Annotated in this window: 14 protein-coding genes and 1 tRNA gene; 4 read left to right on the plus strand and 11 right to left on the minus strand. The window is 52.0% G+C overall.

Going from position 1 to position 18,251, the window contains the following annotated elements:
* Window positions 1–274 precede the first annotated feature (274 nt).
* The 6 genes from J0A68_RS10615 to J0A68_RS10640 form a co-directional block, all read right to left on the minus strand.
* A complete protein-coding gene (locus J0A68_RS10615) occupies window positions 275–1,294 on the minus strand; it encodes a PorP/SprF family type IX secretion system membrane protein (protein WP_206578195.1) in 1,020 nt (339 codons plus the stop codon).
* Window positions 1,291–3,423, minus strand: coding sequence for a PKD domain-containing protein (locus J0A68_RS10620; protein WP_438839572.1), 2,133 nt, complete (start codon window positions 3,421–3,423; stop codon window positions 1,291–1,293). The genes J0A68_RS10615 and J0A68_RS10620 overlap by 4 nt, the downstream gene beginning before the upstream one ends.
* 312 nt (window positions 3,424–3,735) lie before the next feature.
* On the minus strand, window positions 3,736–5,007 hold the full coding sequence (locus tag J0A68_RS10625; RefSeq protein WP_206578196.1) for an adenylosuccinate synthase: 1,272 nt from the start codon (window positions 5,005–5,007) through the stop codon (window positions 3,736–3,738).
* A 184-nt stretch (window positions 5,008–5,191) separates the two neighbouring features.
* On the minus strand, window positions 5,192–5,533 hold the full coding sequence (locus J0A68_RS10630) for an STAS domain-containing protein (RefSeq protein WP_206578197.1): 342 nt from the start codon (window positions 5,531–5,533) through the stop codon (window positions 5,192–5,194).
* Window positions 5,517–6,005, minus strand: coding sequence for a Fur family transcriptional regulator (locus J0A68_RS10635; protein WP_206578198.1), 489 nt, complete (start codon window positions 6,003–6,005; stop codon window positions 5,517–5,519). The genes J0A68_RS10630 and J0A68_RS10635 overlap by 17 nt, the downstream gene beginning before the upstream one ends.
* A 50-nt stretch (window positions 6,006–6,055) precedes the next feature.
* Window positions 6,056–8,272 carry a RelA/SpoT family protein gene (locus tag J0A68_RS10640; protein ID WP_206578199.1) on the minus strand — a complete coding sequence of 739 codons (2,217 nt, stop codon included), beginning with the start codon at window positions 8,270–8,272 and terminating at the stop codon, window positions 6,056–6,058.
* Between the two features lie 166 nt (window positions 8,273–8,438).
* On the opposite strand from J0A68_RS10640, the gene J0A68_RS10645 reads away from it, so the two are divergent.
* From J0A68_RS10645 to clpX, 4 genes are all read left to right on the plus strand, one after another.
* A tRNA-Leu gene (locus J0A68_RS10645) sits at window positions 8,439–8,520 on the plus strand.
* A 92-nt stretch (window positions 8,521–8,612) separates the two neighbouring features.
* The gene (tig, locus tag J0A68_RS10650) at window positions 8,613–9,941 is read left to right on the plus strand and encodes a trigger factor (RefSeq protein ID WP_206578200.1); all 1,329 of its coding nucleotides are present in this window, start codon (window positions 8,613–8,615) and stop codon (window positions 9,939–9,941) included.
* A gap of 75 nt (window positions 9,942–10,016) precedes the next feature.
* The gene (locus J0A68_RS10655; RefSeq protein WP_206578201.1) at window positions 10,017–10,688 is read left to right on the plus strand and encodes a ClpP family protease; all 672 of its coding nucleotides are present in this window, start codon (window positions 10,017–10,019) and stop codon (window positions 10,686–10,688) included.
* A 2-nt stretch (window positions 10,689–10,690) separates the two neighbouring features.
* Window positions 10,691–11,914, plus strand: coding sequence for an ATP-dependent Clp protease ATP-binding subunit ClpX (clpX, locus tag J0A68_RS10660; protein ID WP_206578202.1), 1,224 nt, complete (start codon window positions 10,691–10,693; stop codon window positions 11,912–11,914).
* Between the two features lie 100 nt (window positions 11,915–12,014).
* On the opposite strand, the gene lpxB is transcribed toward clpX, so the two are convergent.
* From lpxB to J0A68_RS10685, 5 genes are all read right to left on the minus strand, one after another.
* Entirely contained in the window at window positions 12,015–13,130 is a 1,116-nt protein-coding gene (gene lpxB, locus J0A68_RS10665; protein WP_206578203.1) for a lipid-A-disaccharide synthase, read from the minus strand.
* Window positions 13,131–13,153: 23 nt separating this feature from the next.
* Complete coding sequence (locus tag J0A68_RS10670; protein WP_317195102.1) at window positions 13,154–13,588, minus strand: GxxExxY protein; 435 nt, start codon at window positions 13,586–13,588, stop codon at window positions 13,154–13,156.
* The gene (locus tag J0A68_RS10675) at window positions 13,585–14,004 is read right to left on the minus strand and encodes a 6-pyruvoyl trahydropterin synthase family protein (RefSeq protein WP_206578204.1); all 420 of its coding nucleotides are present in this window, start codon (window positions 14,002–14,004) and stop codon (window positions 13,585–13,587) included. The genes J0A68_RS10670 and J0A68_RS10675 overlap by 4 nt, the downstream gene beginning before the upstream one ends.
* A gap of 90 nt (window positions 14,005–14,094) precedes the next feature.
* Window positions 14,095–14,796, minus strand: coding sequence for a hypothetical protein (locus tag J0A68_RS10680; protein WP_206578205.1), 702 nt, complete (start codon window positions 14,794–14,796; stop codon window positions 14,095–14,097).
* 2 nt (window positions 14,797–14,798) lie between these two features.
* Window positions 14,799–18,230: a S8 family serine peptidase gene (locus J0A68_RS10685; protein ID WP_206578206.1), complete on the minus strand. Its 3,432-nt coding sequence runs from the start codon at window positions 18,228–18,230 to the stop codon at window positions 14,799–14,801.
* Between the last annotated feature and the right edge of the window lie 21 nt (window positions 18,231–18,251).

An 18,251-nucleotide genomic window follows, 5' to 3' on the forward strand; every position in this document is an offset into this window, starting at 1 on the left:
TGGACCACAACCGCTTAGGCCGTGCTCTCCAGTGTTCCACTCCCGCTTTTCAACTTTCCCCCGCGCCGTCCGCGTCGATTGGGAGTGCAAATATCCCCCTTTTTTCCTCCACAACAATACCCCGCACGAAAAAAAACACAACTTCCACGTAACTCCCTGGAAATGATCGGGGAAAAGTTTTGATGCGTTTTTCAGTAAAAACAAACTAAACATTCTGACATCTAGTCCAGAAAGCTGGTTCCTACAGAATATTATTTCAATAATCCCAAAACTATCAATATCTAAAGAATGACTGCGTGGCGTAGTACCTCTTTTTTGCACTCTTGGTTGAGAAAACATACCTCAAGGACACCTCATGCGCTCCACCTGACGGAGAAAAACCCAGTTTGGATATAGAATAGTCAAAACTATACCCCAAGTCTATTCCCATGGGGATATTCACCCCAAGCAAAAAAACCAACGCCTCATTGTTGGGAAGTGAATACTTGGTCGGCAGCCCCCGGTACCAAAGCCCCAATACCAAAGGCTCGAAGTAAAATTCCACTCCAAGATCCAGTTGTGAGAACTCCCCCTGCTTCTTATAGTTGAACCCCAGCGTGAGCGAACGCTCTTGGTCAATGTTGTTGAAATAGTCGTTGATGTCACCCGGAGCCAAGCCGATTCGGTAGCCGCCATGCAGGGAATACTTCATCGGAAGCTGATTGGAGTCGTCAGCCAAATAGCTGATCTCAGGCTCCAGCAGATGGGCGACGGAAAATCCAAACCAAGCCCTTTCTCCATAATAGAGCAGGCCGGCGTGCACATCTGCGGAACGAATCTCACTGTCCCCTTCGAAGGACCCACCCGGCTCTCCCAGTATCTGACCCCGGTCGATGTCCAGCTGAGTACCGAGGATCACGCGGTCAAACAACGCGTCCCTGGCCACCAGGCTCCCCTGCATCCCGGCTTGCAGGTAGCTTTTCTCCCCCAGCTGCAAGCGATAGGAGTACACCAGGCCGATCTCATTCAGGCTGGTCTCGGTAAAAGACTCCTGAGCCCCTTGGAAAATAAGGCCAAAACCAGAATTGAGCTTTTCCTCATAATGGTCAAAATAGGCGGTATAGGCGACGAAGCTTTCATCCATGGCAGGCCATTGGTTTCGGAAATTGACCCCGGCGCGGGTCAGACCCGTGCTGCCTGTGAAAGCGGGATTCAGATAGATCGGGTTGGCATAGTATTGACTATACTGGATATCCTGGGCCAGAAGCCAAGAAGCGCAGCAAAGGAACAGACCGGTCAGCAGCAAGATTTTCATCGGATCAGTCTGAATTTCCCACTTTGCTTTACCTTCTCTCCATCAGTCGCCGTGCCGTTGACGCGATAGGCATACACGCCTGCATCCATAAGTTTGCCTTTCAGTGTCCCATCCCATCCTTCGGTATCGATGTCGTCGGTACGGAAGATCAATTCTCCCCAGGTGTTGAAAATCAAAAGCTCGAAACTGACCAATCCCTTTTGCTTGGGGAGAAAGGTTTTGTTTTGGGCCTCCGTGGGAGTAAAGCCCGTGGGCACCATCAGCCGGTAGCTCCGCGTGATCGAAATGGCCTTTTGGACGCTTTGCTGACAGCCATACTGGTCTGTGATCAACAGCTCCACTTCAAAGTCTCCCTTTCTGCCAAAAACATGGGTTGGGCTTTGCTCCTGTGATACCGCCCCATCCCCAAAGCTCCACTCCCAAGCGACAGCCCGCTCGTCCGCCAGGTTTACAAACTCGATGGGATCGTCGGGAAAAACCCCTCCGTCCACATCGTCTTTTACCCCGGTGTCTTTCACTCCGTAGTCAAAGTCCGCTTCGAGCTCCAGTTCCTGAATCACAATCTCAACCGAAATGGGATCAGAATAGCAGTCCAAGGCCTTTCGCTTGACGCTCAATTCATAGCTGCCTGCTGTTTCCACCGTTTTGAGCTGCTCATTCATCAGCACCTGCCCCATTCCCACCAGGCGGTAGTCGTATTGCTCTTCATCGTAGCCCGAAATTTCCGCGGTCAGATCCACCACTTGGCCTGGCACACAGCCCACCACCGGGGAGTCGATGTCCGAGTCCGGCAATCCAGGAAGACTCACCTTGACGCGGTTGCTCGAGGCAGGACAGTTCTTTTTGTTAAAAGCCCACACTTCATACTCGCCTCCCTCTCCCGTGGTAAAGGAAGCCCCGGCCGCTCCCTCTATCAAAACTCCGTCTTGGTACCATTCATAGCGCTCATAGATTTCGCCACCCAGCCCCTCCAAGGTCACCGACTCCCCCGCACAAATATCCACTTGGTCGATCTCCTCGCTTTTGCCGGACACCCGCAGACTTATCGGCTCCGGAGACTCCTCTATCTTAATGGTAATAGAATTGCCGCCGGAAGTTTTCCCATAGCTATCGGTGAGCGTATAGTAGATGGTCACTTCCTTGCCCATATACGCTTCGTTGGGAAAAAAGGAAAAACTGTTTTGCTCGTCTCCCGCAGCAAAAATCCCCTCCGGCAGCACCAGCAAGCGGTTTTGCTCTAGGCATCTGGCTCGCTGACACACATCCTCCCCCATCGCCTCAATCTCCTCGGCGGAGGCAAACAACTGCAGGCATCGCAGCACGCTGTTTTCATTGGGAAGTAAAATATCTTCCTCAGGAATGACAAATGGATTTTCTTGGCCAGCACAAGAAGCCAAACCAGTGAGGTCAGTTGCCTCTGGAATGTGCAGGGCCTGGTCAGCAGAGACCTCTACGATGAGATTTCGGATTTCGTGGAAATTGGTCTCTCCACCGGTGGATGCGGCAAACCCGATCTTGAGGTTTTGGGGAGCGGGAAATGAAAAATCATATCCGGGAAAAATCGTAACCAGCCTGGGCTTGCCCGCCTCCGTCGTCACCTCCATCTCGAGCTTCACAAGGTATCCCGTACCCGAAGGATGCGGCTCCAATTCGAGGAACACCTTACGATAGCCTATACTATTGGGATCGGTCACACGCTGCGTGCCTGGGCCACCGGAACTCAGGGGAAAACGATACTGGACGTCAAGCGCCAAGTCCGGCGCATTGGCCGGCGGGCTATGCGTTATCCTACCGATCACGTAATCGTAGCCCGTGAGCCCCGCCCCTCCTTTTCTCAGCGTAATGCTATTGGGAAACAAGTCCGTGGAGCCCTGCAAAAAGCCTCCCGACTTTCCCTCGGTGGTGTTGCTATAATTGCCAAAAGCATCGAAACCCAACCCCAGGTATGCGCCGGTCAATCCAGGCTGTTCGTTGCGCGGAGCATATCCTAAAGACCCCCCAAATCCGCCCGGTGCGAAATTGTCCACATCCGCATCGAACAAAAAAATTGAAAGTCCATCTGCCCCCGTGCCTCCATACATAAAATATTCAAATTCAACCTTGACTCCGTAGTTGGAAGGAAAAGGCATATTTATATACACATACCCATTTTGATAAGTCAAATTAGCGGTCAATCTCAACACACCTCCAGTCATGTCAACCGATTCACCAAAAAGAGTTTCAGCAAAAGCACTTTCAGTTTGAAAACTTTCGCAGTAGGGAAAGCCCACCTGGGCACTGGCCGGCTTGGCCAATAGCACAAAAAGTAAAAAAAACAGAAATCTATAGATTGCCTTCAAGTCCAAGCATTTTGGTATCCTAAATAAAATGACAATGGCACTATAAACCAAAAGCTCCTGGAGGAGAACTCCAGGAGCTTGGTATATCTGCAAACAGATTTTCTATCTCATAATAGTCTGAACCCGATCCGGACCGACAGAGACCAACTTGATCGGCACCTTCAGTTCAGCCTCCAAAAAGGCCACGTAGTCCTTCAACTCCACCGGAAACTCCTCGTATGACCGAACCTCGGCCAGGGAGCAGTTCCAGCCTTTCAGGGTCTGGTACACCGGCTTCACTTCTGTGTCGGTGATTTCGAAGCTCAGCTTGTCGATCTTTTCCCCGTCGGGAAGCTCATATTGGGTACACACCTTGATTTCTTCGAAAATATTCAGCACGTCAGCCTTCATCATGAACAGTTGCGTCACGCCGTTGATCATGATGGAGTATTTCAAGGCAGGGAGATCCAGCCAACCGCATCTGCGGGGACGGCCGGTGGTGCTACCAAACTCGTTGCCTTCCTTTCTCATCGCTTCCCCGGTCTCATCGAAGAGCTCGGTAGGGAAAGGACCGCTCCCCACTCGGGTGCAGTAGGCCTTGAAGATGCCAAATACCTCACCGATCTTGGAAGGAGCCACACCGAGGCCAGTGCATGCACCGGCAGTCATGGTGGTGCTGCTGGTCACAAAAGGATAGCTGCCAAAGTCCACGTCCAGCAAAGAGCCCTGCGCCCCTTCAGCCAAAATCCTCTTGTCGGAGGAAAGGGCCTCATTGACCACATATTCGCTGTCGATCAGATTGAGCGTTTTGACAAACTCCACCGCCTCGAAAAACTGTGTCTCCATTTCTTCCAGCTTGTCCACCGGGAAGTCATAGAAAGAAAGCGTAGTCTTGTGCTTTTCTACCAGCACCTGATACTTCTCCGCAAAGTCCGGGCTCAGGATATCCCCGACGCGAAGTGCGGAGCGTCCGATCTTGTCCTGGTAAGTCGGGCCGATACCCTTCAGCGTGGAGCCGATTTTCTTGTCGCCCTTGGACTGCTCATAGGCGGCATCCAACAGCTTGTGGGTTGGTATAATGATGGTGGCTTTCTTGGAGACCACCAGATTTTTTTGATAATCGATGGAAAACTTGCCCAAGCCCTCGATCTCCTTTTTGAGAATGATCGGGTCGAGGACGACGCCGTTTCCGATTATGTTTAGGATCTGGGATCTGAAAATCCCCGAAGGTATCTGGTGCAGGACATGCTTGATCCCGTCAAACTCCAGGGTGTGGCCGGCATTGGGGCCTCCCTGAAATCTGGCAACTACCTCATACTGAGGAGCCAGCACGTCAACAATTTTTCCTTTTCCTTCATCTCCCCACTGGAGACCCAGCAATACATCCATCTTCATTTGATGCGCGATCTTAGCTTACTATTGAGTTTTTAAAGCGCGAAAGTCGCCATAAGGGCAGGGAAAACCAAGGAAAAAAGACTTTATATTTCGGCTGAAAAAACAAAACCAAGCGGGTTTTCCAGCTTGGTTTCCTTTTCTACATCCCGTCCAGAGTCGATCCTGGGACGGGGCCCGCAAGGTCTCAGTGTTTGGACTTGAACTCATCCACGGAGTCATACACCGTGAAAATATTGTTCAGTTTGGTGATGATCAGCAGCTTTTTGACATGCTCCGAGGGCGCGGTGAGGTAGACCTCCCCGCCGACGTTCCGCATTTTGGTCAGGATGGTGATCAGCAGTCCTATCCCGCTGGAGCTGATGTAGCGGACTTCGCTCAGGTCGATGACAAAAGTCCTTTCACCCTCTTGAATTGCGTCCGAAACGATCTCTACCAGTTTTGGCCCCACTTCGTCCCCGATCAGGTCGCCTTCGATAAAAAGGTAATTGGCCTTGTCGTCTTTGCTGGTATTATAGGTTAGCTTCATGCTCCTCTTCTTTTTTTGGATTTTGGCAATTGCCGTTGTTACAGGTCCCGTACAGCATCAGCGAGTGGTGCAGGACTTTGAAATTCAATATTTCCCCTACGGTGTTTTGGATGTTTTGGATACGCGGATCACAGAATTCGTACACCTTGCCGCACTCCACACAGATCATGTGGTCGTGCTGCTTGTAGCCGTAGGATTTTTCAAACTGGGCGAGATTCTTGCCAAACTGGTGTTTCGTCACCAAATCACACTCTACCAGCAGGTCAAGCGTGTTGTACACCGTCGCGCGGCTGACGCGGTAGTTTTTGTTTTTCATGCTGATGTAGAGGCCCTCTACATCAAAATGGCCCGTACGGCTGTAGATCTCTTCCAGGATCGCATAGCGTTCGGGGGTTTTTCGGAGCTTCTGGTTTTCTAGATATGCGGTAAATATCTTTTTGACCTCTTCGAAATGTGCGGTATTCAAAGGCATTTTCTGCGTTTTTTTTCAAATATAACTTTTGTCTCCCATAAAAGATTCACTCAGTCGAAACGGGTCACCTTGATGATGCCATTTACCTGCTGGAGATTTTTGATGAGATGGTCCAGATGCTCAGTGCTGTGGACGTAGAGCTTGATGGCTCCCTCGAATATCCCCGCATCGGAATCCACGGTGATGGAGCGCATGTTCACCTTCAACTCGTTGGAGATGACTTTGGTGACGTCGTTGATCAATCCCACCCGGTCGGTTCCCAGGATTCTCAGGCCGGCGAGGAAGGCAATCTCCTTCTGGCTGGTCCATCTGGCCTTGATCACCCGGTTGCCGTGGTTGGAAAGCAGCTCCAGTGCGTTGGGGCAGGAAGTCCGGTGGATCTTGATGCCTTCGTTGATCGTGACAAAGCCAAAGACATCGTCCCCCGGGATAGGGTTGCAGCATTTGGCCAAAATGTAGTCCACCACATCCATGTCCTCCCCGATCAGCAGCTGGTCATGCTCGGCGCCTTTGAGGTTTTTGATCTCTTTGGTAAAGGACGACTCGTCCTTTACCTTCTCGCTGACCTTGCTTTTGCTTTTGCGGCTTTCCTTGAAGTCTTTGAAGGCCTTGATGGACGTAGGGTCGATGATGCCCTTTCCCACTCTATAGTAAAACTCATTGGCCGTCTTCAGCTCAAAATAAGCCCGCAGCTGCTCCACGCGCTCGGAGGTAAACTCCATCTTCATGGCCTTGAGCTTTCGCTGCACGATCTCCCGCCCGTCCAAAATCGCCGATTTCTTTTCTTCCCTCAGCGCATCCTTGATTTTTGCCTTGGCTCGGGAGGTGACGACGTTGTTTAGCCAGTCCTCGGTTGGCTTTTGCTTGCTCGAGGTCAGGATCTCGACCTGGTCACCGTTTTTCAACTTGTGGCTGATAGGCACGAGCCGCTGGTTGACTTTGGCTCCGATGCATTTCGCACCGATCTCCGTGTGGATCTCAAACGCAAAATCCAAGGCCGTGGACCCGACGGGGAGCACCTTCAGGTCACCTTTTGGGGTAAAGACAAACACCTCGTCATGGAAGAGATTACCCCGGAAATCGTCCATAAACTCGATGGCATTCCCATCGTTTGACTCCAGGATCGCGCGCACTTGGCCAATCCAGTCGTCAAGTCCAGAGCCCGATTTGCCCGTACTGTCCTTGTCCTTGTATTTCCAGTGAGCGGCATAGCCCCGCTCGGCAATCTCATCCATCCTGGCTGTCCGGATCTGGACTTCCACCCACTGGCCGGTATTGCTCATGACTGTGGTGTGAAGCGACTCGTAGCCATTGGACCGCGGCGTACTGATCCAGTCACGCAGGCGGTCCGGATTGGGCCGGTAAAAATCCGTCACCATGGAGTACACCTGCCAGCAGTCGGCCTTTTCGTTTTCCAGTTCACTTTCCAAAATGATCCGGATCGCAAAGAGGTCGTAAACCTCCTCAAAAGGAATCCCCTGCTTTTTCATCTTATTATAGATGGAAAAGACCGACTTTGGCCTCCCTTTCACCATGAACTTAAAACCCTGCTTCACCAGTTCCTCTTCGATGGGCTGGACAAATGTCTTGATAAACTTGTTCCGGTAGCTCTTGGATTCGGCGATCTTCTTGACGATCTCTTTATAGGTGTCCGTGTCGGTATATTTAAGGTAAAGATCCTCCAGCTCTGACTTGATCGTGTAGAGCCCCAGGCGGTGTGCCAGTGGAGCGTAGAGGTACATGGTCTCGGAGGCGATCTTCAGCTGCTTGTGCCGCGGCATGCTCGACAGCGTCCGCATGTTGTTCAGACGATCGGCCAGCTTGATCAGGATCACGCGCACATCGTCCGAGAGGGTAAGGAGCATTTTGCGGAAGTTTTCCGCCTGCTGGGAACTCCCATATTCGAAGACGCCCGAGATCTTGGTCAGCCCGTCGATGATCGTCATGACTTTGTGGCCAAACTCCCGCTCAATGTCCTCCAGCTCCAAGTCGGTGTCCTCCACCACATCGTGGAGCAGTGCGGCGATGATCGAGGTCGTACCCAGACCTATCTCTTCCACACAGACCAGAGCCACTTCCAGGGGATGATAGATGTAGGGCTCCCCGGATTTTCTCCTCATATCCTTGTGGGCTTCGAGGGAAATGTTGAAGGCCTTTTTGATCAGCTTGGTGTCCCCTTGCTTGAGAATCGGCTTGGCCTGCTTGAGAATTTTTCTATATCGCTTGAGAATTTGCTTTCGTTCTTCTTCGACGTCCACAGGGATCATAAGGGTGGAATTTTATTCAAAATTGGGACTGTGATCATTTCATTCCACGTTTTTGGGAAATATTTTTTCTGACACTTGTGAAAAAGTAAATTATGTTTTTACCTTTGCATCCACAATTGGAAAAGGAGATCATTGATCAAATAATCTCGGTCTGATTGAATCCAATGCGGATGTGGCGAAATTGGTAGACGCACTAGACTTAGGATCTAGCGCCGCGAGGCATGGGGGTTCGAGTCCCTCTATCCGCACAGCATCAAGCCCTCAATCACTCCACTGTTTTAGATCAGACAGGAAAGAGATTGGGGGTTTTTAGTTCATCATCTGTTTAATTTTATACACCTTGGAAATCACGTTAGACAAGCATTCAGCAAATCAGGCTTCAATTAAAATTACGCTAAACGAAGCAGATTATCAACCAAAGGTTGATGCCAAACTCAAGGACTACGCCAAAAAGGCGGCCATCAAAGGCTTCCGTCCCGGCAAAGCGCCAATCTCCATGGTAAAAAGCATGTATGGTGTCTCTATCCTGGTAGATGAAATCAACGCTATCCTTGGCGAGTCGCTCAACGGCTACCTGAAAGAACAGACTTTCAAAATCCTCGGCGAGCCTCTCCCAGTGGAAAAAGAAGACAACTCCATCGACTGGAAAACCCAGAAGGAATTTGACTTCGAATACAAAATCGGATTTGTGGACGGCGTGGACGTCGCGCTGGACAGCACCGTAAAAGGAACCAAATACGCCATCGCGGTGGACGACAAACTGGTAGCAGAGACCATCGACAACCTGAAGTCCCAATACGGCAACAGCACCAATCCTGAAGTAAGCGAGGCCGGCGACAACATCTATGGTGACCTCAAAGCCACCGAAGGCGAATTCACCAAGACGCTTTCCCTCCCTACTTCCAAGCTTTCCAAAAAGCTGGCCGCGAAGTTTGTCGGCGTCAGCAAAGATGCAACTGTAGAATTCGCAGCCAAAGAAGTGAAGAAGGATGAGTGGTCTGAAGCATTTGGCTTGACCGACGAAGAGGTCGCCGAGATTCCCGCAGCCTTTACTTTCGAAGTGAAAAACATCAACAGAACCGAAGATGCTGAGCTCAACCAAGAGTTCTTTGATAAAATTTTCGGTCCTGAAACCGTGAAATCCGAGGAGGAATTCACCGCTAAAGTGAAAGAGACCCTTCAGGAGAGCTATAGCCGCGAATCCAAAGTCTTCACCGAAGAGGAGCTGAAGAAAGTCTTGGTGGAAAAAGCCAAGCTTGACCTTCCGGACACCTTCCTCAAGGAATGGTTGCTGAAGGCAAACGAAGGAAAGGTAACTGAAGCCGACGTGGAAAACGAGTACCCGATCTACGCCAAGCAACTGACCTGGTCCCTGATCTCCAACGAGATCGCCAAAGCAAACGGCATCCAGGCTGAACATGAAGATGTGATCGAGAAAACCAAGGAAATGATCCGCGAGCAGTTTGCCTCCTCAGGCCTTGGTTCCCAGTTGGAAGCCAGCATGGACATGTTTGTGGACAACTACCTCAAAGGCAACGAAGGCCAGAACTACATGAACATGCTGACCTCGGTGCAAAATGAAAAGGTGCTTGCGCTCGTCCAGGAGAAAATCGACCTCACCGAAAAGGCGATCTCCATCGACGAATTCAAGGAACTTTTAGAGAAGTAATTCGATTTAGAGTTTATATTGAAAAGTCCTTTTGTAAAGGACTTTTTTATTTTTGTTACCACAACAAACTCGAAAATGATTAACAAAGAAGAATTCAGAAAATACGCCATCCATAATCAGGGCGTCAGCGGAACGGCTTTTGACCAATACACCCAGCACATCGAAAACATGACCCGCTCGGTGATTGAGGAAAGACCACAGAATTTCCGCGAGATTGATGTGTTTTCCAGGTTGATCATGGACCGCATCATTTTCCTGGGCACGGGCATCGATGACCACATCGCCAACATCATCGTGGCGCAGCTCCTTTTCCTCGAGTCGGTGGATGCGAAAAAGGACGTCCTCCTCTATGTCAACAGCCCCGGGGGCTCGGTGACGGCAGGTCTGGGCATCTACGACACCATGCAGTACATCGGCCCGGATGTGGCTACGATCTGTACCGGCATCGCGGCATCCATGGGTGCGGTATTGCTGGCTGGCGGTGCCAAAAACAAGCGGTCTGCGCTGCAGCATTCCCGAGTGATGATCCACCAGCCTTCCGGAGGCATGCAGGGTCAGTCCAGGGATATGGAAATCTCTTTGAAACTCATCCTTTCCATGAGAGAGGAGCTGTATCAGATTTTGGCTAACCACACCGGCAAAACCTACGAAGAAATTGAACGAGACTCCGACCGCGACTATTGGTTGAGAGCCCTTGAGGCCAAGGAATACGGCCTGATCGACGAAGTATTAGTTAAAAAAGCATAAGCATGGCTCAAGTTACCTGCTCCTTCTGCGGCAGAAACAAAAAAGATGTAGATCTGATGGTATCGGGCATTTCAGCCCATATCTGCAATTTCTGCATCGACCAGGCGCATATGATCCTTGGCGAAGAAGAAAAAACCAAGAAGACAGGTGCCAAACCAAAGTTTAAACTAAAGAAGCCGAAGGAGCTGACTTCTTACCTGGACCAGTATGTCATTGGCCAGGAAGAAGCAAAAAAAGTACTGACCGTGGCGGTGTACAACCACTACAAGCGGCTGCAGCAAAAGGACGACCACGACGATATCAAGATCGAAAAGTCCAATATCATTATGGTGGGCGACACCGGTACGGGCAAAACCTACCTGGCAAAGACCCTAGCGAAGATCTTGGAAGTCCCCTTCTGCATCGCTGATGCGACGGTACTCACCGAAGCGGGCTACGTGGGCGAGGATGTGGAGAGCATCCTGACCCGACTGCTGCAATCCGCCGACTACAACGTGGAAGCCGCCGAACGCGGCATCGTGTACATCGACGAGATAGACAAGATCGCCCGCAAGTCAGACAACCCCTCCATCACCCGTGACGTCAGCGGGGAAGGCGTGCAACAGGCCATGCTGAAACTCCTGGAAGGAACGGTCGTCAACGTCCCACCTCAGGGCGGACGCAAGCACCCAGACCAGAAAATGATAGCGGTAAACACGGAAAACATCCTGTTTATCTGCGGAGGTGCCTTTGATGGGATTGCCCGCCATATCGGCAAGCGCATGAACACGCAGCCCATGGGCTTCAGCAAGACCAGCAACACGCCTCAGGCAGATCGCGAAAACCTGCTGCAGTACGTGACTGCCCAGGACTTGAAGGCTTTCGGCTTGATCCCTGAGCTGATCGGTCGACTCCCGGTACTGACCCATTTGGATCCTTTGCACAAAGATGCTTTGAAGCGAATCCTCACCGAGCCCAAAAACGCACTGGTAAAGCAATACACCAAGCTTTTGGGAATGGAAGGCGTAGCGCTGAAGTTTGACGAAAGCGCGCTGGACTTCATCGTGGACAAAGCGGTAGAGTACAACCTCGGCGCGCGTGGTCTTCGCTCGATCTGCGAGGCCATCATCACGGATGCCATGTATGATCTTCCTTCGGATGATTCCATCAAGGAACTCACCATAGACGAGGGATATGCCAGATCCAAGTTTGACAAGTCAAAGTTCAAGCGACTGCAAGTCGCCTAACACGACAAACCCCGCTTCGATGAGGCGGGGTTTTGTTTTTTAGCTGGAAGGCCGGAGATCGAAGAAAACTAAAAACAGACTCCGTTGCCACCCGTGCGCCTTACTCCTTCAAAGACTCCCATATCAGCCCTGCAGCCGTATCGGAGGCGCTTGTCTCGCCGATTTTTTCGCGGATGAGGTCATAGCCTTGGAGCATTTCACCCTTATAGACCACGTTGGAAAAGAGCTGCATCAGCTCCGCTTTGATCTTTTCCACCGAAAAATCATCCTGGATCAATTCCTTGACCACCTCCCTGCCTGCGATCAGATTTACCAGAGAAATGTAGGGCACGCGAATCAGATTTTTTGCAATCATATAGGACACGGCCGAGGTGCGGTAGACCACTATCTGCGGAACGCGAAACAGCGCCGTCTCCAAAGTCGCCGTACCCGAAGTGACCACCGCCGCCGTGGCATGGGACAGCAGGTCATAGGTTTGGTTAAAGACCAATTTGATCCCAGCCTTTCTTGCCGGCTCGTAGACGGACTCCGGCAGGCTGTCCACTCCCGCCACCACAAACTGTGCGTTGGGAAATTCCTTGAACAGGCTGACCATTTTGTCCAGCATGCTGAGGATTTCCTGCTTTCTGCTTCCCGGCAGCAGGGCGATGATGGGCTGATAGCTCAGCTCGTTTTTCTGAAAAAAGAAATCGTGCGGGGTAAACTTCCTGATTTCGTCCAGAAGAGGATTGCCGACATAGTGGACGTTCATCCCGAATTTCTCGAAAAACTCCGGCTCGAAAGGCAAAATGGAATAAATCCGGTCGGTAGTCGCCTTGAGTTTGAGCGCGCGCTTCTGGTTCCAAGCCCAGACTTTCGGCGGGATGTAGTAGTGGACGGGGATGCCGTTTTCCTTGGCAAAGGCCGCGATCTTCATATTGAAGCCGCCGTAGTCCACCAGGATCAGAGCATCTGGGTGAAAAGCCATCAGGTCGTTTTTGACCAGCTTGAGGTATTTCAGCACTTTGCGAAAGCCCAAAACCACCTCCAAAAAACCCATCAGCGCCACCTCGGAATAGTCCACTGCGAGCTCCACTCCCGCTTCCCGGGAATAGCTTCCGCCCATGCCACGAAACTGGAGATTGGCGTTTTGGGCCTTGAGAGAAAGGACAAGATTAGATGCGTGTAGATCACCGGATCGCTCGCCGGAGATGATGTAGATTTTATTTTTAACCACAGAGATCACAGAGAAAAAGAGGACTAGACCTTTACACGTTTGATGCCATCAACCAGACGCAGTACATTGAAATTCATAAGCAGTCCCGTTTGGTATCCGCCAAGCTTCAAGTAGGTAATCATCTGGGCCAGATGGATTTCCCTAAGCTTTTTGACACTCTTCAACTCCAACACAACACTATCCTCCACCACCAAGTCCAACCTGTAGCCGCAATCCAGACGGACTCCGTCAAAAAAAACGGGCATTGGTTTCTCCTTTTCCACAGACAAACCCGCCTTTATAAGCCTATGAAAAAGACAGGTCTCGTACGTACTCTCCAAAAGACCGGGACCTAGGTTGCGGTGAACAAAAATCGCTTCACCAATAATTTTCTCGGTCAGTTCAGATCCAATCATTTTTAAATTTAAAAAGCTCTCTGAAAACTCCGTGAACTCTGTGGTGGAAAAACTAAGAATCACTCTCCAAAGTACTCCACGAAGTTTCTCGGGGTCTCGTAGAGGGTGAGTTTGTACAGGCCTCCGTATTTGGTGATTTCTTTGATGGCGGGCTCGAGGATTTTCCAAAATTCCATGACGAGGATCTCACAGCTGGCCAACTTGCCCTGCATGAAGTCCACGTCCACGTTCAGGTTTTTGTGGTCGACCTTGTCGATGACCAGCCTTCGGATCAGCGTGCTGAGCTGCTTCAGGTCCACGACAAAGCCCGTGTCGGGATCGGGAAGCCCCTTCACGGTGACGATCAGTTCAAAATTGTGTCCATGCCAGTTGACATTGGCGCAGGGACCGAACACCTCAAAATTCCGCTCGTCGGACCAGTTGGGATTCCAGAGTTTGTGGGCTGCGTTGAAATGTTCTTTTCGGGAGATATGGATCATCGTTCTTGATAATTGCCGCAAAGTTAGGCAAAAGTACACGGATAAGAAATCCAAAATTCGACACTGCTGCCTCTGCTGCCGATGGCGAGTTTAGGGTTTGTTCAGCTCCGCGAAAAACTCCACCAAATGGTCCTCCCTTCCCAGGTCAAGCTTCCTTTCCTTGATCAGCTGCTTGGCCCGGTCCTGATCCGCAGCATCCAAAGCCTTGATCAGTGCATTCGCCCTGGTCTTGACGGAGGTGACCGAGCGGTCTGAATTGATGAGGTAAAAGGTCTCTTCGAAGACAAACATCTTCCCCGAGGCGGGCGCATAGCTGTTTTTTGGCGGCGTCACCAGATCGGAGTAAAACTTGCGCACGAGGCTGTAGCTTTCTCCCTCCGCCAACACATTGATCAGATCCGTGGCCTCCACACCGGAAATGAACTCAAACCCTTTTTTGAAAAGCAGTTTGGGCAGCAAGCCCGGAGTGGTGCCCTGGGCGAGCTGGCTTGCCGGGCGCTCCAAGACCACGTAGTCCAGGTAATCCTTGTCCAAGATGATGTTGTTGCCAGCCTCATTCACCACTTCCAGCTCATTGGTATGGATATCAAAACGGTAGGACACCCCCTCTTTCACCCCCCCGTTGGTAGTCGCAACGGATGCGGTGCCCCAATCCGGGAAAAGGTAAGGGGAGCCGTCCACGCCGGTATAGGGCGTCAAGCGGGCCGGCACCCCGTTGAAATCCAAATTAGAGATCTGCGCATAAGCCCCTTGCGAGGCCAGCAGGCAGACGAAGATCAACAGCTTTTTCATCACTAGTACTTGATCAGTTTCTTGTGGAAAGTCATGGTGCTCGTCTCTATTTTCAGCAAATACATCCCAGAAGCTGCGGGCAGGGCAAGCGCTTCGATCAGCTCATCGGCATTTTTGCCAAAGACTCTGGACTCATATACCCTTCCTGCCAAATCCACAAGTGTGAGGGTCACCTTGCCGCGATACTCATTGACAAACTGGACGCTGACCCGGTCATAGGATGGAACGGGGCCTACAAAGATGCCGAAACGGCTCAGCTCTGGTTCTGGAATGGCCGAAATGACCACGGGATCCGAGAGGCTGTTGCAGGTAGCGTCAAAAATGGCCACCTGATACGATCCATCGGCGCTGGCGACGTAGCTGCGCTGCGTGGCTCCGGCGATGGGCTGGCCGTTGAGGTACCATTGGTAAGAAGTGCCTGGTTGCTGGGAAGTCAGCTGGCTGCCGTTGATCACGATCAGCGGCTTGGCGAGAGAATTGGCCCCCACGGTGATTTGCTGCTCAAAATCGGTAGCCCCTTGGCTGTTGGAAATCGTCAACTTGACCAAGTAGGTACCGGCGGAGGTATAGGTGAAGATCGGATTTTTGAGCGAAGAGGTAGATCCCTGCCCAAACTCCCAGAGGTAAGTGGTCGCCGATCCCTCGCTTTGGTTGTCAAAGGTGACCGCGGCCCCCACACAGGTGTAGGAAGCCTCAAACTTGGCAAACAGCACATCCGCACAGTTTTGGGTCAGCCAGCCGGTGGCATTTTGCACCGAAGCGCCAGTCCCCAGATTGATGATCCCCTCTCCCGTCTTGTTCACATTGCTAACGTTAACGTGCTCCAAGCAAAGCTTGCGGTAGATATCGTACAGGATCGAGCTGCCCGCCGCAGTAGAAGTGATCAGGGCTTTGGAAGCCTGTGTGGCCGTGGAAAGCATGTTGTCTTTCACCGAAAGCACGGCGGTCTTGCCAAATTCCAAGGTCGCTCCGGCGCCTAGACCCAACACATTCACGTCAAGGGCATCGACATTCACGACGGCTTTTCCATTCGCGATGTTGAGGTTGTCCAGACCGTCGCTGTTCAGCACCAGCGTCCCCCCACCGACTCCCAGCGTATTGATCGGTACCGACGAGGCATTCAGGAAAACCCCGTTTGTCCCAGAAAACTGCGCCGAAAGACCGGACTTGATCTGGCCGCTGGCTGTGACGGAGAGCTGCTCCGAGAAAAGCAAGGAAGTCACGTTTCCATTCAGCACGCCGTTGGGATAGATTTGGATTTCGCTGGCCTTGAGCTCGGCCATATCTACCGTCAGCCTCGCTGACTCAACTTCGAGCTCGTCCACCGCGGTGGCGGAGATCATCCTCCAGTTTCCCGCAACGAAGCTCAGCGTCGTATTTTCAAACAATGTCTGGCCTAGCTCCACCAGCATTTCATTGGCACTTTCGCTGTCCAAAACGATCTTACCGTTCTTGATTTCGGTAATCTGATTGCTGACCCGAAGCCCGTTGGAGATAAACAGCATGTTGGAGTTAAGGTCAAGGTTTAGCACTTGGTTGCCAAACACATTCACGCTAAACACCCTTGAAGCGGCAGTCAGCAGAACGGTTTTGTTTTGCCCCGCAGCTCCATCAAACACCACCCGGGTATTTTCTCCGGGTATTTTCCCAGCGGCTACCCCATTGGAGGTCAGGGACCAGTTGCTTCCTTCGCTCCAGCTGCCCGAAGCTCCACCTATCCAGTAGAGGGTCTCCTCAGCGCCATCCAGCACTCCGGCAGAGAACAAAAGCGAGAAGGGCTGCACGCCGGACTTCAACTCCCGCTTATGGCTCACTTTCAGCGTGTATTTCTTCGGCTTGGGCGAGGAAATGAGGACCTGCTCCACGTTGTCCCGGAAGTTGTCCCCCGTCTGCACGGCCCTTGCTCCGGCACCAAGAGAGGGATCGAGCGTCCATGGAAAATAGGTAACCCCGTCCTCATCCACCAAGCGGATATCCAGATCATTGACCAGCATCAAGTTGGTGGGATCGAGCACGGCACCGGTGGGGGTACCGGAGGGATCGGTCCAGGCGATGGTCGCGCGGATAGGTGTGATCCCGTCAGAGATGATCTGGTGTTCGTAGGTAGCGCCTTGGTTTAGCACCAGCTCACGGATCACTCGGCTGTTGCCGTCTTCGTTCAAAATCATATCCGCGGAGGCCTTGGCATCCAACAAGCCCCAGCCAAACATATAGTCCGGCCCAGGGGCTGGCCCGGCTTCTTTTGCAGTGTGGACAGCCAGGCCCTTTACGGTAGAGGACCACATGTACTTGTTTGCATTGCGCTGCGCAAAGAGCTGCTGCAACAAAAGCAGGGACCCTGCCACATTGGGAGAGGCCATGGATGTCCCGCTGAGGCTGGCATAGGCGTCGGTAGCGCCGTTGTTGGTGACGGAAGAGCTGTACACGCTCACGCCCATCCCCACCAGGTCGGGCTTGATCCGCCCATCGTCCGTTGGCCCCCAGTTGGAGAAGTCACTCATTTTGACGTCGGATGGCTGGGTGTAGGTAGCCACATTGGACACTGCCCCCACGGTAATCGCATTTTTGGCGACCCCCTCGGGGCCAAGCGTGTCGTCCGGACCATCCGGCGGGCGCGTACCATCCCCGCTATCGGTACGGTCATTGCCCGCCGCCCAGACTACGGTGTAGTAAGGCTTGGAATACAGCAGGTCATCGATGCCCTTGCTTTTGGAAGAATAAAAGCCAAATCGATAGTCCTCGTTGGCGTTGACGCTGGTGTTGCCAGCCCAAGCCCAGGCATTGCTGGAGTTTCGGTACCAGCCCAAAACCACCCCGTAGGAATGGTTGGACACCAAATGCCCTCCGGGCTTGCTCGCCGGATCGTAGGCATTGTTGTTCATCTTGTCCAGGTCAGACTCCCAGTTGAATGCCCAGCCAGTTGCCTCCGAGGCCATGCCCTTGGCATTGGCACTGACGCCGGTAGCCAGGATCGTACCCGTGACGTGAGTGGCGTGGCTGGAAATCGTCTCCGTAGAGCCGTCCACTTGGGTCAGTCGATTCCGGTATTCCACATGGTCTATCTTGGGTCGGGTCTGGTCGTATATCCCGACCACCATTCCCTTTCCGGTCAGGCTGAGCCCTAGTTCTCCGCCAGGCTGTAGGGCGCTAGTCCCGGTAGTCTTGGCGGCATTGACGTTCATCACTTGGTAATATACCGGCTGATCGAGCAGGTCAAAGTATAAAAGCTCCGCCGTGTTCCCGTCCGAAAGGGGGATTCTCACGGGGATATTTTTGGCGGCAGCCTTGAGCAAAATCTCGTTTTTCGACAAAATCAAATGCCTATACCCCTCCTCAAACTGCGCCGCCACTTTTCCCCTCGCCTCATCCAGACGCTCCAGCGAAGACTGGGTTTCCTGTGCGGCTGCCGTAGCCATCCAAAAAAAAGAACTCAATAGAACCAGTAGATTTTTTCT

This window comes from Algoriphagus oliviformis, from assembly GCF_017254915.1.
Taxonomy (GTDB): domain Bacteria; phylum Bacteroidota; class Bacteroidia; order Cytophagales; family Cyclobacteriaceae; genus Algoriphagus; species Algoriphagus oliviformis.

Excerpts from the sequence above, each read along its gene's own strand:
- J0A68_RS10615 (WP_206578195.1), bottom strand. The coding sequence starts at position 1,294 with ATGAAAATCTTGCTGCTGACCGGTCTGTTCCTTTGCTGCGCTTCTTGG.
- J0A68_RS10620 (WP_438839572.1), bottom strand. The coding sequence starts at position 3,423 with ATGCCTTTTCCTTCCAACTACGGAGTCAAGGTTGAATTTGAATATTTT.
- J0A68_RS10625 (WP_206578196.1), bottom strand. The coding sequence starts at position 5,007 with ATGAAGATGGATGTATTGCTGGGTCTCCAGTGGGGAGATGAAGGAAAA.
- J0A68_RS10630 (WP_206578197.1), bottom strand. The coding sequence starts at position 5,533 with ATGAAGCTAACCTATAATACCAGCAAAGACGACAAGGCCAATTACCTT.
- J0A68_RS10635 (WP_206578198.1), bottom strand. The coding sequence starts at position 6,005 with ATGCCTTTGAATACCGCACATTTCGAAGAGGTCAAAAAGATATTTACC.
- J0A68_RS10640 (WP_206578199.1), bottom strand. The coding sequence starts at position 8,272 with ATGATCCCTGTGGACGTCGAAGAAGAACGAAAGCAAATTCTCAAGCGA.
- J0A68_RS10655 (WP_206578201.1), top strand. The coding sequence starts at position 10,017 with ATGATTAACAAAGAAGAATTCAGAAAATACGCCATCCATAATCAGGGC.
- clpX (WP_206578202.1), top strand. The coding sequence starts at position 10,691 with ATGGCTCAAGTTACCTGCTCCTTCTGCGGCAGAAACAAAAAAGATGTA.
- J0A68_RS10675 (WP_206578204.1), bottom strand. The coding sequence starts at position 14,004 with ATGATCCATATCTCCCGAAAAGAACATTTCAACGCAGCCCACAAACTC.
- J0A68_RS10680 (WP_206578205.1), bottom strand. The coding sequence starts at position 14,796 with ATGAAAAAGCTGTTGATCTTCGTCTGCCTGCTGGCCTCGCAAGGGGCT.